Source organism: Nostoc sp. T09, from assembly GCF_002154695.1.
Taxonomy (GTDB): domain Bacteria; phylum Cyanobacteriota; class Cyanobacteriia; order Cyanobacteriales; family Nostocaceae; genus Aulosira.
In genome coordinates, this window is sequence record NZ_MTAV01000032.1 from 19144 (window position 1) to 43669 (window position 24526).

A 24526-nucleotide genomic window follows, 5' to 3' on the forward strand; every position below is an offset into this window, starting at 1 on the left:
TGCCCACCTTACTCCATCACAGCTAACACAGATTTTGGTAATAATTTATCTTTAAACCAAATAATTTTTGCTGGGACATCATTTAATTTCACGCCAGCTTTTTCTAAATTCAGCCGTTCAGAAATTGCCAAAATTAAATCATCTCTTCCAGCACGTCGCACTTGAGAAAACTTTTTTTGTAGATATTCTGGTCGCCAATAACCGACTATTTCTAATAGAAAGGTACGGCCATCAGGATGGACTAAGCGAAAATCGGGAATCATTACACTCCCAGGAATAGGAATTAAATCTACTTCTCGCTCTAATGCCCATTCACTTTTGAGCGCATCCCATTTATCAGCAAAGGATGCTTCTAGCATACTATCGTAGGGTTTACCTGGGGAGTAGTGGGAGACTAAACCACATTCGGAGTTGAGGGTAAAACGTCCAGTTCTCCAGGTATTGGTGTAAGCGTCGCGGGTTTGTAAGGTAGAAGCCAAACTCCATCGAGTCACGTGGAGTAAGGCTGGGATAAGTTTAGCGATCGCCAACCCATAACGCGTACTTGGATTAAATAAACTCGTCGGCCCATCAATGGTAATTGTAAAGCCGTGGTCAGCATCGCCCTCAATATAAGCCATCAATTGAAATAACTTAAGATAGCGAAATAACAGCTTATATTCTCCAGGTACATTGCGATGAGCATTTAACACCAATTGACTGGCTTTATAAAATACTCCCTGCACTTGTGATAAATTATATCGATGCAATAAATCTTGCGCTGTGGGTGTATCAAAAACCGTCAAAATCTTATTTTCATTTAAATCCGCATATAAACCATCATGAACCTGTTGTGGTAAAACTTCTCGCTCAAGTTCATGAGTTAATTCATCAGCTATTTTACTCAGAGTCAGTTGTGTCGCTTCCCGACTAGGAACAGATTTAGCAGATAGCGCAAATACCCTTTCTCTCAACATTGGTGGTTCCAGGGGACTCACCACCTCAAATGTGCAAAAACTGCTTTTAAGAATATAAGCCAAACCTCGTTTGACGCGATAATCTGTATTGTCTCCTTCAAAATCTGTCAGTTGGCGTTCTAGCATCCCCTGAGTTTTGCCAACTGCTGCTTGAAAATAAGTAATTAACTCATTAGCTAAATTTAAATGTTTATCATCAATTTTCAATCGCTTGGGGATGATTTCTTCACCGTTGTGGCGGTGCATTAGTAAGTCTGTGGGTAACATTGGGTTTTTATCTCACGCAAAGGCGCAAAGGCGCAAAGAAGAAAACAATTGTGAATTGTTAACTATGTTAAATCTGAGGAGTCTTCGTTGCGCTTTGTTGAATAATTGATCTCTAACTGTTCCGCAGCCTTAGCACTTTTTTCTTTTCCAGTTCCATACACAACTTGCAAATGTCCTTTATTTTCCTTCTTTTCTTCGTGTCCTTTGCGCTTTGGCGGTACCCTACCCTCCGGGAACGACTTCGTCGAACGGGAAGCCGCTTGCGCGTCTACGTTACTTTTCTCCATCCCCCGACGCCGCGCCGAAGTTCTCTCCTCACTCGTATCTTCAGCCACTACTTCGTATAATATCGCCTGCTTATTGGCAACATTTCCCTTGCGCAACACCCTCCCCAAACGTTGAATATATTCTCTAGTCGAACCAGTACCAGATAAAATAATCGCTATAGAAGCTGCTGGGACATCAACTCCTTCATTCAACACATGAGAAGCGATCAAAGTATTATATTCACCCTCGCGAAACTTGGTTAATATTTCATGCCGTTCTTTTACAGGTGTTTGATGAGTAATTGCGGGAATTAACAACTCTTGAGAAATGCGGTAAACGGTAGCATTATCAGCAGTAAAAATGATGATTCTTTCGGGATGATGTTTAGCCAATAAATTAGCTAAAATTCGCAATTTACCATCCGTACCCAAGGCGATTTCTTTGGCTTCACGGTGTGCTAACATCGCTCTACGACCATTTTGCGATCGCGCACTCATTTGCACAAACATTTGCCAACCTTGAATACTCCCTAAGGAAATCCGCGATTCTCGTAAAAAATCGTTGCGGAGTTGAATTAACTCGTTGTATTTTTCCCGTTCGTGTTGGGATAATTTCACCTTAATTTGGACAATTTCATGTTCCGCTAACGCCTTCCCTGCTAAATCTTCAGCGCGTTTGCGATATACTTCTCTACCAATGAGGATATTTAAGTCAGCGTGTTTACCATCGGTACGTTCTGGGGTAGCTGAGAGTCCAAGACGATAGGGTGCGATCGCATATTCTGCAATTACCCGATTAAAATCCGTCGGTAAATGATGGCATTCATCAAAAATCAACAAACCGTATTGATTTCCCAAGCTTTCAGCATGAATGGCTGCGCTGTCATAAGTTGCAATTAGGATGGGTGTCTTATCTCTAGAACCACCCCCCAACAAACCCACCTCAGCATCAGGAAACGCCGCTACCAAATGTGCATACCACTGATGCATCAAATCTAAAGTTGGGACGACAATTAGCGTCGTGCGCGGTGTGGCTTGCATCGCCATTTGTGCCAAATAAGTCTTTCCCGCTGCGGTAGGAAGCACTACTACCCCTTGTCTTCCCGCTAGTTTCCACGCCGCTAATGCCTCACTCTGGTGGGGATAAGGTTCCATTTCCAGAGTTGCAACCAAATCTAAAGGATAAAATTCCTTCGCCTCATCGATAAAGTTAGCCTCTTCCGCTTGGAGTGCTTCCACCAGAGAACGATATTGAATTGCCGGCATACGAAATTTCTCCACCCTATCATCCCAGGTGGCATAGTCCATCCAGGCTTTACCGCGTGGTGGTGGATGCAGTATGAGTGTACCGCGATCAAAAGTTAATGTAGGGGTGCGAGCCATTGAGAGCTTTCTCCCGACGTTTTCACATTTAATTACTAATAGCGCAAAATGTACGCATATAGTCTTTTGATTATGAATCAATAGCTGGGCAAGATTGAATCTCAATCAGGAAATTTAGCTGTGAGCCATAGTCAAAAATATGTTTCTGACAATTTATACCTATTGATTTCCTATTACATAACCATAATTATTCTTAGCTGATTACTAAAATATTTTGCAAAAACATAGGTTTTAAAAAGTGTGAATTAGCCTAAATCTATACTCAGTAATTACTAAAAGTTAATTATTTAAACATGTGTATACTATTATTGCATCATAATAAATTAGACTAAATTCAATGACGGCGATCGCAATTTTATCTAAGTTGTAAAAATTACTTGTTCCCTGTAGAATCAAAGCAGTGAAACAGTGCTCTTGGTAGCTTTACCCGATCGAAGTAACTCTACAAGTGAAAGAATTACCGCAATGTAGAAAACAAATCTGGAGAAGATAAAGAAAATTTCATAATTTCTGGGGAGATACAATAATCTTATTAAAAATTTGTATTAGTTTTTACTACCTTGGATAGATTTGCCAAAAGTTGTTATTTACTTACCTATTTATTCAAAGCAAAATAGGTGTTAAGCAATCGCTTTGTTTAGCTAATTGTGGCAAAATTCCCTTCAGTTAGCTGCATCATCAGGAGACGCCACTTTGAAAGGAATCATCCTCCGACTTGTGCCTTATGCTGTAGCAGTATTGGCAGTTGGTACTGCATTACTACTGACAATATTGTTACAGCCACTGCTCAGTCAAACCATTTTCTTACTGTTTTTTGCTGCTGTGGCGGTGAGTGCTTGGTATGGCGGTATGAAACCAGGATTATTGGCTACTGCTTTGGCTACTATCGCTGCCACATATTTTTTTATCCCTTCTGTATCTTCACCTTTAATTTACCCTGTAGATAGCATCTTGCGCTTAGGCTTGTTTGTGCTAGTAACAACGCTCATCAGCTGGCTGAACTCGCAGTTACGTAATGCCAAGCATTGTCTAGAAAAGAGTATGCAGAAGCTACAAGCAAGCGAGGCCAGATTTAGACGGTTGGCAGAGTCTAACATTATTGGGGTAGTTGTAGCCGACATGAATGAGGCGATTATTGAGGCTAACGATGCATTCTTAACAATGGTAGGTTACACGCGGGAGGAACTTTTATCTGGGCGAGTGCGATCGCGTGATATGACACCGCCAGAATATCAAGAAATTAGCGATCGCGCCATTGTAGAATTGAGAAATCAAGGCGTAATTCAGCCTTTTGAGAAAGAATATATCCGCAAAGATGGTAACCGTGTTCCCATTCTCCTCGGTTCTGCCTTGTTGGAAAATGAGTCAGAAGAAATAATCAGTTTTGTTCTTGACTTAAGCACTATCAAACAAACAGAAAATGCTTTGCGTGAAAGCCAAAGTAGATTTTTTGCCTTGGCTGATGCCACTATTGAAGGTGTTGTGATTCACGACAATGGGAAAATTCTAGACGTCAACCCAGCTTTCGCCAAAATGTTTGGCTATGAAATTGATGAAGTTATTGGCATGTTGGCAACAGATTTATTAATACCAGAATCACAAAAGCTTTTCTTGGAAAATATACATTCTGGCTATGAAAAAGCTTATGAGGTAACTGGGTTAAGAAAAGATAAAACTACTTTCAGTTTAGAAGTGTTTAGCAAAAACTCTGTTTATCAAGGTCATCATGTCAGAGTTTGTGCATGGCGTAATATTACAGAACGTAAGCAAGCAGAAGCAGCAATTATAAAGAGTGAAAAACGATTTCGTAGGCTGGTAGAATCTAATATTTTTGGTGTTGCTTTTGCTAACTTCAACGGTGGGATCCACTATGCCAATGAATATTTTCTGAATATGGCTGGCTACACTTTTGCAGATGTAGTTGCAGGTGAGTTGCATTGGAACGTCATGACACCAGCAGAATACCTAACTTTAGCTGCATATGCCGCAGAAGAACTCAGAAAAAATGGAGTTGCGACTCCTTTTGAAAAAGAATACATCCGCAAAGATGGTAGTCGCGTTCCGATTTTATTTGGTGCTGCATTATTGCAGGATTCTGAGGGTGAGCAAGAAGAAATTATCGCATTTTGTTTAGACTTAACTGCACGCAAAAAAGTAGAAGCAGCACTGCGCCAAAGCGAAGAGCAGTTACGGTTAATTACAAATGCTGTACCCGTTTTTATTTCCTATGTCGATGCCCAGCAACGTTACCGCTTTAACAATAAAAAATACGAAGAATGGTATGGAATCAAAGCTTCTGAAGTTTATGGCAAACACATCAAAGAAATTGTCGGTGAGTCAGTTTATAAAGCAGTTCGTCCTTATATAGAAAGAGTATTATCAGGAGAAACAGTAACTTATGAAAGCCAAATTTATTCTCTAGATGGCAACAGCCATGACGTTAATATCTCCTATGTTCCCCAGTTTAATCAACAGGGAAGAGTAGAAGGATTTGTTGCCCTACTCAATGATATTACAGAGACTAAGCAAGCTCAAAAAGCTCTTCAACAGAGTGAGGAACGCTTTAGGAAACTTACAGAAAAAGTCCGTGTAATTCCTTGGGAGGTGGATGCTACCACAGGAAATTTTACTTATGTGGGTCCGCAAACTATGGAGATTCTCGGTTATCCATCAACAGACTGGTACGCCGACAATTTTTGGGAAGAACACATTCATCCAGAGGATCGAGACTGGGCAGTTAAGTATTGTATAGAATCTTCGCTCTCACTGGATAATTATGAATTTGAATACAGAATGTTGACAGCAGATGGCAGAGTAGTCTGGCTATATGACATTGTGAATGTTTTGCGGAGCCAAGGTAAGCCGCAGCTACTACATGGATTCATGCTTGATATTACCGAGCGAAAACTCTCAGAGCAAGAACGCGAACGACTACTAGCCGAAGCCGAAGCTGCCAACCGCATGAAAGATGAGTTTTTAGGCACCCTTTCCCACGAACTGCGTACTCCTCTCAACGCCATGCTGGGCTGGACACAGTTACTCAGAAACCGCAAGTTTGATGAAAGTACTACAGCCCGTGGCTTAGAGACCATTAACCGCAATACCAAGGCTCTAGCACAACTGATTGAAGATGTCTTGGATGTGGCTCGGATCATTCAAGGCAAACTCTCCTTGAATCTCCAGCAACTAGAACTTATACCAGTTGTAGAAGCGGCAATTGAAACTGTACATCCAGCCGCCGATGCTAAAGAAATTCGCATTGAGTGCAGATTTGATCCGACAGTAGGAGTGGTGGTAGGCGATGTCAACCGTTTGCAACAAATTGTTTGGAATTTACTCTCCAATGCTGTTAAGTTTACACCCAAAGGCGGCAGAGTCGATGTGCAACTAGAACGCATCCATTCTCACATTCAACTTCGGGTGAGCGATACAGGGGGAGGAATTAGCCCTGACTTTCTACCATACGTATTTGAGCGCTTTCGCCAAGCCGATAGCTCTAGCACGCGATCGCATGGCGGATTGGGTTTAGGGCTGGCGATCGTGCGTCATCTGGTAGAATTGCACGGAGGTACAGTCTCTGCGGAAAGCCCAGGAATTGGACAGGGGGCAACCTTTATTGTGAATTTCCCGATGAGAGCTGTTTATGTAGAAGATACAAAATCAGCGTCGAGTCAACTCCCCATTGACAGCGAAATTTCCCAACAAAACCCGTTATCACTTGATGGCGTGCGCGTGCTAGTTGTTGATGATGAGCAAGACGCTCGGCAATTAATTACCACAGTTTTGTCACAGTATGGTGCTCAAGCGATCGCAGTTGCATCTGCTGCTGAGGCCCTAGTTACTGTGCAACAATTCCACCCTGATGTACTGGTAAGTGATATTGGTATGCCAGAAGCAGATGGCTATGCACTGATTCGTCAACTCAGATCCCTGCCCTCAGAGCAAGGCGGAAGAATTCCCGCAGTAGCACTCACAGCTTATGCTAGAGCAGAAGAACGTACACAAGCTCTGTTAGCAGGCTTTCAACTCCACGTCCCCAAACCTGTGAATCCTGCTGAATTAGCCGCAGTAGTCGCCAATCTCGCCGGACGGACTTGAACTACTATATATCAATCCAATTTTTCAACAAAGGGCTGACTTTAACCAGTAACGTTCTCAAGTTTTTATGGGGAACTAATTTGTCGTGCTGTAGGCGACCAAGAATTATACCAGCATATCTGCGGTGAGTACGGGCGAATTCTTCAATTGCTTGGCGAGAAAAATATTTTTGAGTTTTGGAAACAAAGTTGTCGAATGCTTGAGATTCTATCAACCAGTCAGCAGCTTTTTCATTAGCTTCTCTCTCCTCATCATTGTCTTCTAAAACATCTAAATTATCTAAATAAACACCTTGGTGTCCTGCGACAATATGTGCTAACTCATGCATGAGAGTGAACCAAAAAGAGTCAATCCGGTCATATCTTAAGGTCAAGGCAACAACAGGATTTTCATTTAAATAAAAAGCTGCTCCATCGAGGTAAGTTTTGCTTAAATGAGGCACAACGACAAAATGTACACCTAAATCTGTTAGTAATTTAGGAATTTGCACCACAGCTTCTACTTGTTCAGCACAAGCAAGAATTTTAGGAATAGCATCTTCTAGTTTTTTGCGGTCAAATATGGTAATAGTTTGTTGTTTGGCTAGATTCTCAACTCGTTTTATCCAAGCTAACTGAGACGCTATTTCTGGTTGTTGATGTTGGGAGTAACGGAAGTTAACTACTAGTTGAGGTGATTCATCCAATGTGGATATTCCCAGAAATTTACAGACTTGTTGTTCTAAGTCATCAATGGATTCAGTTTGTTGAATCCATTGATGTTTAATTAGTTCAGAAATAGGGACAATACTATACAAACGACTTTTACGAGCAATATCTAGTTCCTTAGTTTCTTTTCCAGCTAAATGAAGCCGATACTTAGCTTCTAGATTTGTCCAGAACTCAGGAGAAGTACCCAAAGCTTGCGATAATTCGATAGCTGTTTCAGGAGTAATTTGCTTAGTACCTCTGATAATTTCATTGATAGTTTGAATAGGACGACCCATAATTTCTGCAAGATCCTTTTGTGTCCAACCACGGGCTTCTATTTCTCGATGCAAAATTTTTCCTGGTGCTGGAACTCTTGCTGGTGTTAGTTTCTGGCTCATAATGTTGCTTTCTCCTGTTGCCTAAGCTAGTGATAGTCTTCGATATCGATAATGTTGAGGTACTGTCCCAGATCGTCCTCATCTAATACGACAATCAGACGCCACTGGTCATTTAAACGTAGAGAACGCTGTCCTTTTTTTCCCCGTTTTCCTTGGAGTTTCTCAAATCTCAATCCTTTCTGAGCATACAAGTCACGCTGATCTACAGCAGCGTCAATAATTGCCATGACTTCAAAAAAGTCATCTACCACACCTGGATACTTATGAGCATTTTTTTCTTCTGTGTACAGTGCTTCGAGTTTCTTGCTTGTGAACTGAAAACGCAAAGCCGCCCCCAAATTAAATGCAGTGAATTCTGCATTTAATATCAGTTTAATTCGGTCATGGGGTGAATGGGCGTAATAATTTTTCTTTAATAGTATTATTGTACTATAAAAATGTTGCATTATAATCCTTGGGCAATAGAATTTGAGCTAATGTATACACCTCCAAATTCTTCCACCTTCGCTTCTTCTGCTCAGACTAGAATTAGAATGAAGATGACGTAAATTCCCCAGTAGCTAAAGTGTCAGACTCTCTGCCATTGCGCGATCGCTACCTTGCTTTAATCGACGAAATTGTGGACACCACCCTCAAGGGCAAAATTAGCTCTGTAGAGCAGGTGTATCAAATGTTGCTAAAAGGAGTGAATCCTGGCACAGGAGAAGTATTTGAGCTAGTTTTGAGCGATCGCCTCAGTACGATCCAAAACCAAGTAGATAGTGAAAAGGATGAACTCAAGAAAGCCAAGGCTACCCGGAGTTTAAGAGCAATTAAGACAATTCAGAGCCAATGGCAAAGGTGGCAAGAACATAACAAAGCTACAGAGGCGATCGTCTCTGGTGTGAAAGAAATTACCACAGCTTCAGATGAAGAACGTCTGGCAACATTCCTCCGTTTTACCGACCCCAATCAAAAGTATCCGCTCAATTCGCAACAGCTACAGCAGTTAGCAAAATCTTTACAGCAATTTGCCCAAGCAGATTCTGATTTACAGCAGATATCAATAGGAATTAATCGGGGTTTGGCTTCATGGCAGCGATTGCAAGACCATTTAGTTAGCTGGATGTACGAGCAAAATCAAGCGCTGGGATTTGGGGGTGTACCCGGAGAAAGCGGCCCGTGGGCAACTTGGGCAAAGCAGATCAATAGCCAAGTACCTCAAGCATTACTGCGTACCTTGGCAATGGAGCAATCTGCAATTGAATTTGCCGCACAGCAGCGCAGTATTACCCTGAGTGATTGGGTAGAACTGGCATTAATTCTGCAATACTTGCAAAGGGGATTAGTCAACTGGTTTGACCAACAAGCTTACAATGTGCAAGCAGGTTCAAAGTTATCTATCTCAACCTACTTAACCTTTGCAGTGCTGTGGAGTCAGTTGGCAAGTGGTTTTCAAAGCATTGCCGCAGTGTACAGCAATGGCGCTGCTCAAATCATGCTCCAGATTCTGCGCAACTTTTCCCTGCGCCCATATTTTCCCCTCTATGGGGGCATTTTTGCCTCTTTTGCTGGTAACTATTTACGTGATACCTTAGATTATCTAGACGAACCGTTGCAGCGAGTCGAAGGAACTCAAGAAAAAGCGAGAATTTTGACAATTTTAGGCTATTCCCAGCGTGCTTTAGGGCAATATCAACGCTCCATCTACTTCCATCAGCAAGCATTAGAGATAGCCAGGAATGCAGGCGATCGCCCTTGTGAAATTGCCAATCTCAACCACCTCAGCCGTACTTACGTCCAAGAGCAAGATTATGTCGAGGCGATTAACAATAGTCAACGAGCATTGATACTTAGCCGACAAGTAGGCGATCGCACAGGTGAAACCAATGCTCTGATCAATTTAGGCTACAGCGAAGTCATGCACGCTCAAGAATTAGAGCAATTAGAACCAGAAACTTATGAAATGGCAATTAATTATCTGCAACAAGGCTTAAAGTTATCTGAACAATTAGGTGATATTCAAAGTAAAGCTTTGTGTTTTAGTAGCTTAGGAATTGCTTATTTGGTTATTGGGCAACCGCAAGATGCAATTAAATATCTAGAAGAGGGTTTTAAAACATCACAGGTTTCCGGTGATTTATATCTCCAAGGTCGCAATTTAGCTTACTTAGCTGAAGCTTATTATCATCTCCAAAACTCTGAAAAAGCGATTTACACTGGCAGCTTAGGTATGTATTTGTTGGAGCAAATTGCTTCTCGTGAATGGCGACAACCAGCAGGACTACTCACAATTTTACAAGGACAAATAGGAACAGAAGCTTTCCAAAATTTCTTGCAACAACATCGTTCTAAAATCATTGCAATTATCGGTGTAGATGGATACGACCACATTCCGCAGTTGTTAGCAGCATACAAGGAACAGATGTAGCGGCAAGGATTCTTCAAAAGATTGAATCTAAAATATTTGCGAAGTCATAACTTTTACTGACTCTAAGTATTACCCTGTGAATATACAGATCGGCAACAATAGGGAATATGGCTAAAATCATCGTTACAGGAGCAGCAGGATTTATTGGTTCTCATCTTGCAGAAGCACTGCTGCGACAAGGTGAAGAAGTAATTGGCATCGATGAATTTAACGATTACTACGACCCGGCATTCAAGCAAAAGAATGTTGCCAACTTACAAGTGTTTCCTAACTTTACACTAGTTGAAGGAGATATTCAGTTTTTGGATTGGCAGATACTACTCCAGGATGTAGAGGTAGTTTACCATCAAGCAGCGCAAGCAGGAGTCAGAGCTAGTTGGGGAAAAGGTTTCCGTGCTTACACTGAACGCAATATCAATGCAACGCAAGTTTTATTGGAAGCAGCCAAAGATGCGAAAAACCTGAAAAGGCTGGTGTATGCCTCGACATCTAGCATATATGGTGATGCCGAGACTTTACCCACCCACGAGGGGATTCCCCCCCGTCCTGTCTCTCCTTATGGCATTACTAAGCTAGCAGCTGAGCGTTTATGTGGGTTGTATCACAAAAACTTTGGTGTACCTTTTGTATCTCTGCGTTATTTTACAGTTTATGGGCCTAGACAGCGCCCAGATATGGCATTTCATAAGTTTTTCAAAGCTGTTTTGTACGATGAAGCAATTCCCGTTTATGGCGACGGACAGCAAACGCGAGACTTTACCTTTGTGAGTGATGCTGTCGCAGCAAACTTAGCCGCCGCCACCGTACCTCAGGCTGTTGGAGAAATATTTAATATTGGTGGTGGTAGCAGAGTGGTGTTAGCAGAAGTTCTAGATACGATGGCAGAGATAGTTGGCAAACCAATCAAAAGAAACCACATAGAAAAGGCAATGGGAGATGCGCGTCACACCGCTGCTGATGTATCTAAGGCACGAGAAATTCTCGGATATCAGCCAGAAGTATCCCTGAGGGAAGGTTTAACCAAAGAATGGCAATGGATTAAGCCGTTGTATAGCTAGTTACAAATATATCAACAGTCTACAGCCATCAAACTAGCCAATGTGCTGTAGGCTGTCATCGATAATACAATACTGAATCGCGATCGCTACTGGCTCAACTTCAATTTTCCGAATTCCTTCATTTGCGAGTTGTCGCAACAAAAGATTCTTGAAAGTCACTCTCTTTGGTGAAATAGTAGTAACTATGACTTTCATTTTGGGGAATAACTGCGTTAACAACTTGTCCAAGAACATTCTGACCAGATTTTTCTAAAATATCACAAGCAATAGCGGCGTGAACAGAATCAACTACCCCAGGACGAACTACGAATAAAACACCATCAGCCATTTGACCTAATGTAGCTGCATCAGCTGCAACGTTTAATGAGGGAGCATCAATAATTACAAAATCGTAGTTAACAGCAAAACTCTGCATTAAAGAAGCCATGCGTTTAGAATCAAGCAGAGATGCTGGCGAGGGAGGTACGACTCCAGCAGTCAAAACATCCAAATTATCCATATTATCCATAACTTTGTTGATGGCTGTCTTGATTTCAGCTTGTCCAACAATCACATTGCTTAGACCTTGAGTATTTGTTAAATCCCAAATTTTATGCTGAACTGGACGGTGTAAATCCCCATCTACGAGTAAGACTTTACGCTCCATCTGCGCCATTGCTAAAGCTAAATTAGCAGCTACTGTTGACTTACCTTCACCTGGGACAGAACTGGTGATCACAATAACTTTTAACTCTTTATCAGCGCTCATAAACTTCAAGTTTGCTCGCAGCATCCGGTAAGCTTCGCTAATCGGCGAACGAGGGGTGTCTCTAACAATCAGTCTTGATCTATATAATTCTAGCTCTTCATAACCACGAGTATATTTTTTGGACTTGCCAAAGGAAGGAATTACCCCTAATAAAGTAAATCCTATTAATTCTTTCGCTTCATCAACAGTCTTGATTGATTTATCTTTAGCTTCCAAAATAAAGATAATCACCAAAGTAGCCAGGATAGACAGTAAGCCAGCACTCACGGTCATCCAGGAAGAAGAAAGGGGCTCATCGGGAACTTGAGCTTTAGCTAACTGGCTGGCATTACCTACAGTCTGGCTTTCCGCTATTCGGCTCTCTTGCAACTTTTGTAGAAGTAGTGAATAGGTAGATTGAGCAGCTTGTACTTTACGTTCTAACTGGCGCTGTTGTTGCTCCAATCTGGGCAAAGTATTCAGTCTTTGCCTATACTCAAATTGTAAATTCGATAAAGCATCAGCTTGGCTAATTAAACCTAAACGAGTTGACTCTAATCTAACTAGTTCTGCTGTGAGTTGTTGTTGTAGTGCTCCCGCCTGCAACTTATCTTTTACATCTGTATTATTATTACCAACAGCCTGTTTTACACGTTGTTGAAGTATTTTCTTTAAAGCTTCTAACTTATTTTCTAGATTAATAATTTCTGGATGGGTATCATGTAAAACAGTACGCCTAGCTGCAAGTTGAGACTCTCCCTGCTGAACTTCTTTAAGGATATCTTGTACCCCTGTAGACTGGTTAACAGAAGTCATCGCTATTGCATGTTGAGAGTTCATTCCCAATTGCTTGCGAATCTCTTGTGACTGTGAATTGGTATTAGCCATTTGAGATTTAGTTTGGCTTATTTGCTTTTGCAACTCGGCGAGCACTTCGAGTGACCTAGTTGCTTCCTCTTGTAGAGCAACTACTTTATTTTTTTCTTTAAACTCTGCAAGTTGAGCTTCGGCTATGCGGACAATTGATTCTGCTTTTGGTACTTGTTTTTCAATAAACTTACGAGCAGCAGCTGTTTCAGTTCTTTGAGAAGATACGTTGTGTTCTAAATATACAGCCATTAGTGTATTAACAACATGTGCGGCTGTTTCAGGGTTCATATCTTTATAAGAAACTTGTAGAATGTCGGTTTTTTCAATATCCTTGACTGTCAATTTTTCAATAAATTTTTTTGGGGTTAAGGGTAAGCCTTTATCATCTTTGAGTTGAAGTCTGTCTATAGTCTTTTGCACGACAGGCAAAGAACGTATAACTTCTGCTTCTGTATTGAGAGGATTACTTTGATCTTGAGCTACCGATTCTAGCTTACCTAATTCTGTTCCAACTCCTGTTAAGGAAGATATCTTATTTGTTTTTTCAAATAGGAGTTTTCCTTCCGCTAAATAATCAGGTTTTTTTAAAGATAAAGGCAAAGTAGAAATTAGAAAAAATGCCAAAAACATTCCACAAATTCCCAGCCAACGGCGCTTTAATACTTGCCAATATGTATCAAAGCTTAAAACCTCATTCTGTGTTTCCATAATTTATTTCCACTTTATTCTAATTAATAGATTGTTTTAACCTTTAACCCACATTTTATTTGCATATATTTACTCGTGTGTTATGTTAATTGTTATTATTAAATTTTATTAACTAAAAATAGTAAATGAATCATTAAATCAAGTTACTATTAAACACTAAACAAAGAACTTAAACTTTTTTGAGTATTATAGTACACTGCGGAAATCGCACCAATAACTCGCTCTAAATCTTCAGTTGTAAGATTAGAACCAGAAGGCAAACAAAGACCATGTGCAAATAAATTTTCCGCTACGGAACCGCCAATACATTCACAGTCAGCAAATGCAGGCTGTAGGTGCAATGGCTTCCACACAGGACGAGTTTCAATTTGTCTTTCGACAAGTGCTAAACGGATTTGTTCTCGATTTGCACCAAACCTATGAGGATCTATCGTCAAGCAGGTTAACCAGCGAGTAGCACTTCCAAAACTAGCTTCTGGCATAAATGCTATTCCTGGGAGATGTGCTAAAGCCTGTTGGTAGATCTCAAAGTTACGTCGTCTAGCTGCTACGCGATCGCTGAGAACTTGTAATTGACCGCGACCAATCCCCGCCAAAACATTGCTGAGGCGGTAGTTGTAGCCTATTTCTGAGTGTTGGTAATGCGGTGCAGGATCGCGGGCTTGGGTCGCTAGAAATCGGGCTTTTTTCACTAAATATGAGTCATCTGACACTAGCATCCCGCCGCCAGATGTGGTGATGATTTTATTGCCGTTGAAGGAGTAAATACCAATTTTACCGAAGGTTCCAGGGTGTCGTTCTTTGTAAGTAGCGCCTAAAGATTCGGCTGCATCTTCAATCAAGGGAATTTCATAGCGATCGCAAGCTTTAAGAATCGGATCGATATCTGCACTTTGCCCATATAGATGTACAAGCACAACTGCTTTGGGTAATTTGCCAATCCGGGCGCGGTGTTCTAGCGCTTCTAACAACAAATCTGGATTCATGTTCCAAGAAGTGCGATCGCTATCAATAAATACTGGTTTAGCTCCCTGATAAACTATCGGATTGGCGGTAGCAGCAAACGTTAGAGTCGAACAAAAAACTTCATCCCCAGACTCAACCCCAATTAATCGCAAAGCTAAATGAATAGCTGCTGTTCCAGAACTGACAGCAGCAGCATAACCAGCACCAGTAAATTGACAGAATTCTTGCTCAAAAGCGTCTACATGGGGACCAACAGGAGCGATCCAGTTAGTGTCAAAAGCTTCTTTGACGAATTCTAGTTCGCGATCGCCCATGTGTGGAGTCGAGAGCAAAATAGGTTTAGACATAATAATTTTCAGTAATTCAGATTTGCTGTTTGCTGAGAAGAACGCAATAATTTAGAACTTTTCACCTTCAAATCCTAAAAACAATCCTAGATTTACCTTTGAGAGATTTCAGCATCTACGCAATATTTAATGAAACTATACATTAAAAATGTTGGGACAAACTTTATACTTTTATGGCATTTTTCTTCATAAAACGATTTAATACAAAATGAATTAAGCCATTCAAATCTGATAAAAAATATTTCGTATTTGTATCAGATAAACTGTAATTTAAAGACCCGTCAAAAATATCTTTGATAAATCTGGAGAATTTAGCATAATATTTATCTTCATAGCAAACAGGCTCAAAACTAATTTCGTTAGATAATAAATATAAAAGATAGGGAAAATTTACCCCAATAGAAAGAGACCCCATCATAGATTGCCAAAATCTCGGATTTATTTCTAGCAGCAAAATCTCTCCAGTTTGAGAATTATATCTCAGGTCAAGATTAGCGATTCCATTCCATTGGAGAGCCTTCATAGTTCTTCTGACTACATCAAGAATAACTGAGTCATGGATGAACTTTAATTTGTCAATTTTGGGAGTAAATCCTCTAGTTGCTCCTAATTGCTGCTGTATTGTGTAAGCAACAATTTCTCCTTTTCTACAGAGAACACTACAACCCATATCATAACCATGTATATATTTCTGAATAATATATTCATCCCTAGGATAGTTGAGGATAACCTCAAGACTTTCTGCTTTCGCTAAAGAGTCAAATTTTTGGATATTTTTTCCACCGCTACCATCAATTGGTTTGATGAGTACAGGATAATTAAACTCGCTAAGATTATCAGTTTCTCTCAGTAATACTGTGTCCGGTATTGGAATATTATGCTGCTTTAAAAATAAATATAATCTCCACTTATCAAAAGCTGTATCTAAAGCGTCATAGCTGGGTAAGACTACTACTTTACAAAAATTGGATAACTGGTTTCTATATTGAGAAACAAACTTAAAGCTGCCTTCTGAAGCAGGAAATACTATATCTATTGCTAGATTTTTTATTATGTCAATTACCTCTTCTAAATAAGCTACTGAACTTATCTCGTTTTGCGAATAAAATAAGTTATCAACATAGGATGAATGCTGATAAAAAGACAGCCAATAGTTATCATCGTTTACCCCTAAAGGTACGATTACGTTGATTTGAAAATTCTTGTTAGCCTCTTTTAAACAGCGAATAGTATAGTAAGCAAGAGGATTGTTGCACTGATCGGGAATTAAAACAGATGGTTGATTAATTTTCATTTACTACGATCGCAAACAATTTAGTACAATAAAAGTGTTCAAGGTCTAATTAACGTTCCGCTTAATATGGGAAATAGAAAGTAAAATTATCTAAGTTACATTATTTAGCGTGAACGATAAGCGGGAAAAAAGTCTGAATTTAGTAGTTCTGAGGCTGAGATCGCCAGAGCTTTGGCTCTTAAATCTACCAATTCATAATAGTTTTTCTCATCAACTATCAAACTTAACGTCGAAAAACTGTGAGTTAGTTGAGAGAATCCGGATTTGAAAGTATATAAACTATCTTCTGTCGATCCTCCAACTCCACCACCTAAGTGTAAAAATTCATTGCCACGTTCCTGTGCCCAATATCGTGCATAGTCAGTTTCTAAGCTACCTGGCGAGAGATGAACGAATTGATTTCTTGTTCCACCTAGTGTGCTTTGAACAATTCCACAACATTCTGTATACAAACCACCACAAACTATCTGATTTTCGTATTCAACAATACATAGATGCAAACTTTCTCCTAACAAATCGTTCATCTGAGAGAAATATTCACAATTAAAGGAGTAATATCCTGTCGTTGCATTGACACGTCCCATCGTTTCTTCGTAGATGGCAACAAATTCTTCCAGATAATCTGAGAATGGCACCATCTTTGCAATCATTCCCAAACGCTTACACTTATTAATTGTGCTGCGATGTCCTTTTCTGGTATGGTTCCACAAATTAGGCTGTCGCAAATCAACTGAGACAGTTTTGCCTTTGACTGCCAATTTTTTTTCTTGAAAAACTTCACTAAAGTTTTCATTGAGGATGGGATGTAAACGAAAGAAAGCAGAGCATATACCGCGAGTGCGAAATTCCTGCTCGATCGCATCAAGAGCAGCGTCTGCAAATCCTGGTGTGTTTATAGCTGCTTCACTCAATAATATTCCTGGATAGCCGTAGGGTGACACAACATCAAAAATTTCCATAGCATCTGCCGATACTACATCCCCACAATTGCGTATCAAGTAAGGTACAAAGAGCATTTTCTCTCCATCGGCGATCAAAATAGCCTCAGGAATTGCTCGTAGTCTGTTTGCTTCTAAACGCAGGTATTCAGGTAATTGATAAATATCATGCCTAAGCTTCTCTAAAGCTTTAGACCACAACAGATCTGACGAACTAACAACTTGAAGATCCATAGATTTCTCCAGTTCTGAAAACTTGGTTAAAGTACAGTTCCTTTAATCAATATCTTCCTCTGACCACAAAGCAGGAAATACTGCCGGATCGCTGTAATCGGGATCGCCGTTAGGCAATTGCCGACATACACGCTCAAGAAAATGATGAATTTCTTCACCGTTATTCCAAAAAGGTTGATAACGGTTGGCATAATCCTGTAGATATAAAGCAAACGCCAAGCGGACTGAATTGCTGTAATTGGGATAGCTGCCGTGAATAGTACAACAGTGATGAAAGCTGATTTGACCTTTTTTGATGATTATCGGTACTTCTACAATCTCTCGGTCTTTTTGAGTGAATTTCTGTTCTATTTCTTTGAGATTTTTGTTATTGAAGCAGCGCAAATGTTCAGTACCCGACCACTTATGACTACCATCGAGCACAACTAGAGGTGCGCGATCGCGATCAATATCGTATAAGGGAATCCATGCGGAAAGCATTTTCCTAGAGGTGCAGTTAGAAGAATAAGAGTAATCGGTATGCCAGCCAACTATCCCTTGAGCATCAGTGGTGACTGGTGCTTTGTAGACCAATGTATCTTCAAATAAGCGAATTTCTTTAGTTCTAGCTAACTTAGCAGCGATCGCGCCAATTATTGGCTGAAGTGCGAGATGGCGTAGTTCTCTTTTGCGATAAGAAACGTGTTGATTATTGCGTACAGCATCCCCATCTCCAGGTTTCCAATCGCTGTAGCCAGTACTATAGGGAAGTGTTGCGTCTCGCTCTCCACGATAGAATTTTTCACTACCCGCGATCGCTTCGTCTATAACTGCATCGGGTATGACTTTTTTACTGATAAACCAGCCGTGTTCTTCATAAAAAGCAACATCTTCTTCAGTTGGTAAAAGAGCTAGCTGCTCTTTTGATAATTTCTGAGTCAGAGTTTTCATGTCAGATATATCCTCTTGCGTTCCAAGCTGACAATAAATTGTGCGATCGCTGACGAGATTAGATTCCTAGCAAGCTATTCCTTGTTGAATTTGTTTAAATCTTCCTGCTCACAATTATGTTGCTTAAATGTGAGTTTTCTCTAATGCTCATCTTCCAACTAAAGAAAGAGAAAACTTGCCATATTTTTGGGAAAAATCAGTAATTTTTTCGCTGATGTAGGCAATATCATCCAAACAATAACGCTGGTCTGTAGGTATTGTTAAAATTCGATTTGATAAATCTATGGCTAAGGGATCTTTGGATGAATGTTCTGGTGTTTGCTGCCAATGAATCGCTGGAAAAATATTTTGGGCTATCAGATAGTTACGTAAAGCATCGCGAATTTCTTGGCTTTGACATACTATTATACTATTAAAAGCTACCGAACCAGATGGCCATGAAGTAAAAAGTGGCTGCCAATATGGACTATTTTTAATTAAACTTGAATTCAAAAAATATTTGACATTTATTTCCCTCTTTTGTCGAAATTCCGAAATATTCAAGCTTCGTAGAATCTGAGATGTGAAGATAGAAACTGCATAATTAAAGTCAGTTTCGAGTTCTATTTCACTTTCAATTTCTAGTTGCCGATAGATATGTTTCGAGATGTTTGCACCGCCAAGATAAGCTTGCTTTAATAGCATAGCTGTCAGTTTTTTATAACTAGCCGATGATTCTGCACAAATAGCTTGTGGCAAGGACATCTTTTGGGGAGACCAGATCATGCCTCCATTAGGAATTGGTAAAGTTTTACGTAGAGAAGCTATAGCATAGTGAGCTTTACTTTCCTGTGCCCAAGCAGAAAAAGGGTCGTGGCTGTGGTCTTCAATTAAGATAATATCCTGATGCTGAGATTGCCAATCTTGCCAAAGTTTTCCTTGCCTAATTCCAAATAAATTAACTGCTAAAACTAAATCACCAGCTAAAGGATTGAGGGATTGAAAATCAGGAGATTCTTGAGTTGGTAAATCTCGATACCAACATATGTCGAAAATCTTTTTCAGCTTGCCAACAAAATGCATACATAAAAATGATGGGATATGCAGCCGTAAACGATTTATTTTGCTTGGATTTAACAGACTTTCGAGCAATATTAAACAAGCTGTACCAGTAGAAAACAATTCGTATGGTTCAGGTAATAAACTATTCGATGCTGATACAGTTACTAATTCATTTGACCAATCAAATTCAGACCCTACTTCCCATCGTTTGTTCATAGATATTGACCTAAAACCAATACGATATTGTTGGAAAAGCTACCTTTAAAATTTTTCTAAAGCTTTCTAGAGAAATTTTGGTTTCCTACTATGAACTACCTATTTTAAAAATAGAGGTCCATAAATCACTCTCACCATAAAGAAATAAAATTTCATACTTTTCCAGTACTACCTTGAAATTCTTCACCAGTCGCATAACCTTCTTGACTAATATTCTCTTTTTTCAAAACTTTGAACACAGTTAAAACTAGAATTTTTAAGTCTAGCCATAAACTCCAGTTGTCAACGTACCAAATATCTAATCTAAATTTTTCTTCCCAACATCCATCTAATAATCGACGACCATTGATTTGTGCCCAACCTGTAATACCGGGTTGAACATGGTGGCGACGTGCTTGTTCAGGAGTATAGCGATCGAGATACTGTACTAGTAAAGGACGAGGGCCCACCAAACTCATGTCACCTTTAAGGACATTCCAAAGCTGTGGTAGTTCATCTAAACTGGTTTCACGCAGGAATTGACCAAAAGCTGTCAGGCGTTGTTCATCGGGGAGTAAATTACCCTCTTTATCCAGTTCATCGGTCATAGTACGAAACTTATAGAAGGTGAAAATCCGGCCGTCTTTACCTGGACGAGGTTGAGAGAAAACGATCGGATTACCCATATAGATGTAAATAGCGATCGCCACTAACAACAACACTGGTAAAACAATAATTAAAGCGATCGCGGCAATTAATCTATCTAATACAGATTTGATGAATCTGCTAGAGTTTTTGAAATTAGCACCCTGAAAATTTTTCGCATTCATAGATACATCCTTGGTTTTAAGAAATTGCAAAAACAATATGCAAGAAGATATTGGGTATGAATAGGAAAACAAATATCCAATCTCTTTAGCTTTCCGGTTTTTTGATTAACAACTTTTGCTTTCCAGGCTTTGCTACTGTCGGCTAGCTATCTTGAAGATATGCACACCGAGAGGTTTAAAGCTGGTATTCAAAGATCCGTTGCTAACTGCAAGCGTGCTGTTTTCAAATAGAACAGTTGCTAGGACGGCATTTTGGGGAAGACCAGTCAGCCTAGCAGCAACATTTTGCTCTGCTGAGTTAACGGCAATCACATATGTAATTTGATTCCAAACTAGTGTCAGAATATCGATGGCAGGAAAACTGATTAACTCTTTGCTCTGGTCGACAGAGAATTGATTTGTCCTATTTGGCCCACTGGTAATCTGAAAGCTCACCTTTTTCGAGCGATCGCCAAACAAGATTGCTGCACCAAGTTGCTCAGAACCCGTAATTTCTTTGGCGGCTTTATTGTACATTTGCCAAACACTTTCCAAATTCGGATGGTCTCGCTTGTGCCAGTAAGAAAAGATGAGAATACCCCTAGCACCGGAGACAATAGATTGCCAAAAGTCGTGATACGCTCCTTCAGGTGTAATCACTTTTTTGCCTTGTTCGTAAAATAGCTGCAAGATCGCTACAGGAATTTTTTCTCCATTTAGATAATTAGAGCCTATTTTGGCTTGGGCAACCTTGATGGCATTCATCGTAGATTCCATGCGCCACCGCACCCATGCATGAGGCTGACCTGCATAGGTTGTGTAAATGCTCGCGGGAATGACATCCAAGTCAGCTACATACTGCTGAACATCGTCAGTATCGTAGTGTCCGGGAATGTACATATAATTCGGTCGCTTTTTTGGGTCATACTTGCGTGTCCACTTCGCATAGTTGGCAATGAGCGCCCTTTCGCCTGCTCTCCAATAGCGTCTTTCCTCAGGAAAATTCCACCATACCACTGGCTCGCTCTTGGCGAGAGCAGCTATTGTAGCTGCCGCTTGATTTTCTGGGATTGGCTCCGATTCACCTGGCAGATTAGCGAGAGCATACATCTTACCCTCTTTTGCTGTCTGAACAAAAGAGGGGGTAAATTGGTAAGTATGAGCGATGTTCCATCCAGATGGTCGCGTCGCGTTCATCTCTTGTACAGAGTGTATTGAATACAGGCCAAGTGGAAACTGTTTCCCTTGAGGATAAATATCTTCTGTAGTTAATGGTGCGGCTTTCGATATACAAGCGACGAGCACCATGACAATCACCGTAGCTATTAATAAATTTTTAACTTGGTAGACGGCTTTTTTCTGAAACCAAGTATTCCGCCCGTTGAAAGTTAGAACGGCTTTCATTTAATACCTTCTGAAAAATACTTGCCAGTTTCTTGTAAAGCAAGTCGCGGTCAAATTCCGTGTCTGCGAGTTTTCTGGAAGCAGCCCCAGCGCTTTGCAAACGTTCAGGGCTATTTAAAAATTGTGCGAGTTGGATTGCACCTGCTTGTGGGTCGTTACCAGAAATGCTGATACCAGCACCAGAACTTTCTAGAATCTCTTTCTGCCAACCTCCATAGTTAATGGCAATTGGGCGGCCTGCGGCTAGGGCATCAAAGAACTTATTGGCAGAGTTATGCTCCATTTCTGGAATTGGCAGAAATAGAGATGTAGCAACAGTACATGCAGAAAGAAGACCTGGCATTTGGGCTTTGGGTATAGACGGCCACATCCAGAAATTCTTCTCCAGAATCCCTAACTGATGACTAATTTCTTTGATTTCATTTTCACAAGCACCTGAGCCAACAACCAAAAATCTTGCTTGAGGTATCAGATTTTTCATTTGGCTAGCTAAATGGGCAAAGTAGCTCACTCCATTGATATAGCCTAAAGTGCCGGTATAGATGATCAACGGGCCACCAGATAGTTCGGGATGTTGAGATAGAAAATCCCATCCAACTGACTCTGGAACGTTAAAACGGTCATTATCGCAAGCATTAGGAATTACTTCCACTTTCTCAGGTGCAATACCCTGCTTGACAATGCCTTCTTTCATGCCGGGAGAAAGCGCCACTATATGAGCAGCATTTCGATAAGAAATCCGCTCTAATTGACGTGCCAAAAATATAGCTAGTGGGGAGCGTATAGCTTTTACTGCTATTGGCATTTCTGGCCATAAGTCTCTAACTTCAAAAACATAAGGAGTACCACGTAACCATTTTCGTAATAGAGCAGGTATAGCAATAGTTAGCGGAGTACTAGTAGCAAAAGCTAGATCGGCTTCTGGTTCTCGGAGTACTTCTAAGGAAGATTTTAAGGCAAAATTGAGAAATGCTAAAATTCTCCTTGAGTAACTCATGTTGTTACTGTATTTTACAGAAATTGCATTTAACTTAAATTGACCAATTTCTTTATCGAAAAATTTAAAAATCTCATCTTTGGGTATCTCATGAATTTCTGAGTCTCCACAAATCATATTAACCTGCCACTGATCGCGAACCAGACGAGTGCAGAATTCCCAGGATCTTGTACCTCCTGCTACTGAGGGAACAACAAAATATTGGTGTAGATAAATTAGCTTTTGTGTATTCATCAGCTTTAATGCTCTAAAGAATTTGACAAGCGATAAATTAAATTCTGCGCAGCATTATAAATTTGTAATATCACAAGTAATTTCCTCCTTAAGCAATCCTAAATCTTTAAATTGTTAAACTTTTGAAATTTATATAATTACTACTTTTAATTTGGTTTTTCATCCAAAACGGTAACATCAACAATAAGCTTAAAATTGGATAGTTATTATATGTTGTTCCAGAGAATAGAGAACCTATATAAATCGGTAGAAAAAGTAGAGATAGAATCTTCCAATTGCGATGGAGATTACCTTTCCATAAAATTAGTGCATAAATAACAGTAGATACTAACAGGGCTAAAAATGGAAAAATGCCAGCGTTATATAGCAAATCTAGATAAAGATTGTGTGGGTAAGAATATATATAGTTACTACCTTCTCCCAACAAGTAATTATCTTTAGCAAAGAAAGTTGAAAAGTTATTCAAAAATTCACCTCTTGTGGCTATGGAACCAGAAGATGCGCCACGGTCATAAAACCAAAAAGCTCGAGAATCCAACACAGAAGCTGATAAGCCTGATTGGAGAATGTATATTGAAAGGGAAGATATTATGGTAATAACGGATATTTTTAGCCATTTTACTTTGATAGATAACATTGAATATAAAAAGGCTAATAGCATAGTAACTCCCACGATAATTGCACCGCGAGAACCTGTTTTTATCATGATTAATAATGCAATCAGTAAGCAAGTTATAGTTGCTAATATACTGAAAATGGAAATTTTATTTTTTTCTTTAGTATAATTTTCGTGAAACAACACGAGATGCAGCATAAAAATAGTGCCAATAATGCGGTAATACACATTAGGTCCAAATACAAAGGATTGCCTTGTAGAATGACCAGATAAAAATTGAGTTAATACTCCCAGAAAAACTAATGATATTGCTGGTAACCATCGAGCTAACTTAGAACCAGGAATATCGTTCAGCAAACGGTCAATTATATTATTCCCAAAGACAATAACGTTAACATATAAAACTACAAATATAGCTCCACAATAATATTCAAAATTGTATTGATAAAATTGAATTAAGAGTGGCGACAAAGCAAATATTGTAAATAATTGAGCTAAAATTTCTGATTTCCAAATCCTAAAATTTCTTCTAATAACAAAAACAATTGTCCAAAAAATAAAAAATAAAGGAATTCCCGAGATTTTCTGTTCTCCAGAAAATGTTGCACAAAAAATTAGAGCTAAGTCAAGAGCTATAAAAATTAGATTTTTTTCCTGTGTAAACTTTTGTTCATAATGAGTTTTATTCATT

The 24526-nt window shown here is 39.8% G+C and carries 17 protein-coding genes; 3 read left to right on the forward strand and 14 right to left on the reverse strand.

Annotated elements, in window-relative coordinates; genetic code table 11:
• Positions 1-8: 8 nt before the first annotated feature.
• Both BV372_RS08720 and BV372_RS08725 read right to left on the reverse strand, forming a co-directional pair.
• On the reverse strand, positions 9-1223 hold the full coding sequence (locus BV372_RS08720) for a DUF790 family protein (protein WP_086685897.1): 1215 nt from the start codon (positions 1221-1223) through the stop codon (positions 9-11).
• 62 nt (positions 1224-1285) lie between these two features.
• A complete protein-coding gene (locus BV372_RS08725) occupies positions 1286-2872 on the reverse strand; it encodes a DEAD/DEAH box helicase family protein (RefSeq protein WP_086685900.1) in 1587 nt (528 codons plus the stop codon).
• Between the two features lie 693 nt (positions 2873-3565).
• Here BV372_RS08725 and BV372_RS08730 point away from each other — a divergent pair.
• A complete protein-coding gene (locus tag BV372_RS08730; RefSeq protein WP_179198017.1) occupies positions 3566-6970 on the forward strand; it encodes a PAS domain S-box protein in 3405 nt (1134 codons plus the stop codon).
• Positions 6971-6974: 4 nt separating this feature from the next.
• On the opposite strand, the gene BV372_RS08735 is transcribed toward BV372_RS08730, so the two are convergent.
• Together BV372_RS08735 and BV372_RS08740 are read right to left on the reverse strand one after the other, a co-directional pair.
• Positions 6975-8057, reverse strand: a complete 1083-nt coding sequence (locus tag BV372_RS08735; RefSeq protein ID WP_086685903.1) for a HigA family addiction module antitoxin — start codon at positions 8055-8057, stop codon at positions 6975-6977.
• Positions 8058-8083: 26 nt separating this feature from the next.
• Positions 8084-8503: a type II toxin-antitoxin system RelE/ParE family toxin gene (locus BV372_RS08740; protein WP_256973125.1), complete on the reverse strand. Its 420-nt coding sequence runs from the start codon at positions 8501-8503 to the stop codon at positions 8084-8086.
• Positions 8504-8622: 119 nt separating this feature from the next.
• Here BV372_RS08740 and BV372_RS08745 point away from each other — a divergent pair, with 119 nt between their 5' ends.
• Positions 8623-10467 carry a tetratricopeptide repeat protein gene (locus BV372_RS08745; protein ID WP_086685905.1) on the forward strand — a complete coding sequence of 615 codons (1845 nt, stop codon included), beginning with the start codon at positions 8623-8625 and terminating at the stop codon, positions 10465-10467.
• A 107-nt stretch (positions 10468-10574) separates the two neighbouring features.
• The gene (locus BV372_RS08750) at positions 10575-11525 is read left to right on the forward strand and encodes an NAD-dependent epimerase/dehydratase family protein (RefSeq protein ID WP_086685907.1); all 951 of its coding nucleotides are present in this window, start codon (positions 10575-10577) and stop codon (positions 11523-11525) included.
• A 118-nt stretch (positions 11526-11643) separates the two neighbouring features.
• On the opposite strand, the gene BV372_RS08755 is transcribed toward BV372_RS08750, so the two are convergent.
• The 10 genes from BV372_RS08755 to BV372_RS08800 form a co-directional block, all read right to left on the reverse strand.
• Positions 11644-13830, reverse strand: coding sequence for a polysaccharide biosynthesis tyrosine autokinase (locus tag BV372_RS08755; protein WP_086685908.1), 2187 nt, complete (start codon positions 13828-13830; stop codon positions 11644-11646).
• A 149-nt stretch (positions 13831-13979) separates the two neighbouring features.
• A complete protein-coding gene (locus BV372_RS08760; RefSeq protein WP_086685909.1) occupies positions 13980-15143 on the reverse strand; it encodes an aminotransferase class I/II-fold pyridoxal phosphate-dependent enzyme in 1164 nt (387 codons plus the stop codon).
• Positions 15144-15306: 163 nt separating this feature from the next.
• Positions 15307-16437: an ATP-grasp domain-containing protein gene (locus BV372_RS08765; RefSeq protein ID WP_086685911.1), complete on the reverse strand. Its 1131-nt coding sequence runs from the start codon at positions 16435-16437 to the stop codon at positions 15307-15309.
• A 104-nt stretch (positions 16438-16541) separates the two neighbouring features.
• Entirely contained in the window at positions 16542-17609 is a 1068-nt protein-coding gene (locus BV372_RS08770; protein ID WP_086685913.1) for a GNAT family N-acetyltransferase, read from the reverse strand.
• Between the two features lie 42 nt (positions 17610-17651).
• A complete protein-coding gene (locus tag BV372_RS08775) occupies positions 17652-18539 on the reverse strand; it encodes a phytanoyl-CoA dioxygenase family protein (RefSeq protein ID WP_086685915.1) in 888 nt (295 codons plus the stop codon).
• 147 nt (positions 18540-18686) lie between these two features.
• Positions 18687-19796, reverse strand: a complete 1110-nt coding sequence (locus tag BV372_RS08780) for a hypothetical protein (protein ID WP_086685917.1) — start codon at positions 19794-19796, stop codon at positions 18687-18689.
• Positions 19797-19948: 152 nt separating this feature from the next.
• Positions 19949-20605: a sugar transferase gene (locus BV372_RS08785; protein ID WP_086685919.1), complete on the reverse strand. Its 657-nt coding sequence runs from the start codon at positions 20603-20605 to the stop codon at positions 19949-19951.
• A gap of 132 nt (positions 20606-20737) precedes the next feature.
• A complete protein-coding gene (locus BV372_RS08790; protein ID WP_086685921.1) occupies positions 20738-21988 on the reverse strand; it encodes a hypothetical protein in 1251 nt (416 codons plus the stop codon).
• Positions 21921-23219, reverse strand: a complete 1299-nt coding sequence (locus BV372_RS08795; protein ID WP_086685923.1) for a glycosyltransferase family 4 protein — start codon at positions 23217-23219, stop codon at positions 21921-21923. The genes BV372_RS08790 and BV372_RS08795 overlap by 68 nt, the downstream gene beginning before the upstream one ends.
• Before the next feature lie 106 nt (positions 23220-23325).
• On the reverse strand, positions 23326-24525 hold the full coding sequence (locus tag BV372_RS08800; protein ID WP_086685925.1) for an O-antigen ligase: 1200 nt from the start codon (positions 24523-24525) through the stop codon (positions 23326-23328).
• Between the last annotated feature and the right edge of the window lies 1 nt (position 24526).

Excerpts from the sequence above, each read along its gene's own strand:
- BV372_RS08720 (WP_086685897.1), bottom strand. The coding sequence starts at position 1,223 with ATGTTACCCACAGACTTACTAATGCACCGCCACAACGGTGAAGAAATC.
- BV372_RS08725 (WP_086685900.1), bottom strand. The coding sequence starts at position 2,872 with ATGGCTCGCACCCCTACATTAACTTTTGATCGCGGTACACTCATACTG.
- BV372_RS08735 (WP_086685903.1), bottom strand. The coding sequence starts at position 8,057 with ATGAGCCAGAAACTAACACCAGCAAGAGTTCCAGCACCAGGAAAAATT.
- BV372_RS08740 (WP_256973125.1), bottom strand. The coding sequence starts at position 8,503 with ATGCAACATTTTTATAGTACAATAATACTATTAAAGAAAAATTATTAC.
- BV372_RS08750 (WP_086685907.1), top strand. The coding sequence starts at position 10,575 with ATGGCTAAAATCATCGTTACAGGAGCAGCAGGATTTATTGGTTCTCAT.
- BV372_RS08755 (WP_086685908.1), bottom strand. The coding sequence starts at position 13,830 with ATGGAAACACAGAATGAGGTTTTAAGCTTTGATACATATTGGCAAGTA.
- BV372_RS08760 (WP_086685909.1), bottom strand. The coding sequence starts at position 15,143 with ATGTCTAAACCTATTTTGCTCTCGACTCCACACATGGGCGATCGCGAA.
- BV372_RS08765 (WP_086685911.1), bottom strand. The coding sequence starts at position 16,437 with ATGAAAATTAATCAACCATCTGTTTTAATTCCCGATCAGTGCAACAAT.
- BV372_RS08770 (WP_086685913.1), bottom strand. The coding sequence starts at position 17,609 with ATGGATCTTCAAGTTGTTAGTTCGTCAGATCTGTTGTGGTCTAAAGCT.
- BV372_RS08775 (WP_086685915.1), bottom strand. The coding sequence starts at position 18,539 with ATGAAAACTCTGACTCAGAAATTATCAAAAGAGCAGCTAGCTCTTTTA.
- BV372_RS08780 (WP_086685917.1), bottom strand. The coding sequence starts at position 19,796 with ATGAACAAACGATGGGAAGTAGGGTCTGAATTTGATTGGTCAAATGAA.
- BV372_RS08785 (WP_086685919.1), bottom strand. The coding sequence starts at position 20,605 with ATGAATGCGAAAAATTTTCAGGGTGCTAATTTCAAAAACTCTAGCAGA.
- BV372_RS08790 (WP_086685921.1), bottom strand. The coding sequence starts at position 21,988 with ATGAAAGCCGTTCTAACTTTCAACGGGCGGAATACTTGGTTTCAGAAA.
- BV372_RS08795 (WP_086685923.1), bottom strand. The coding sequence starts at position 23,219 with ATGAATACACAAAAGCTAATTTATCTACACCAATATTTTGTTGTTCCC.
- BV372_RS08800 (WP_086685925.1), bottom strand. The coding sequence starts at position 24,525 with ATGAATAAAACTCATTATGAACAAAAGTTTACACAGGAAAAAAATCTA.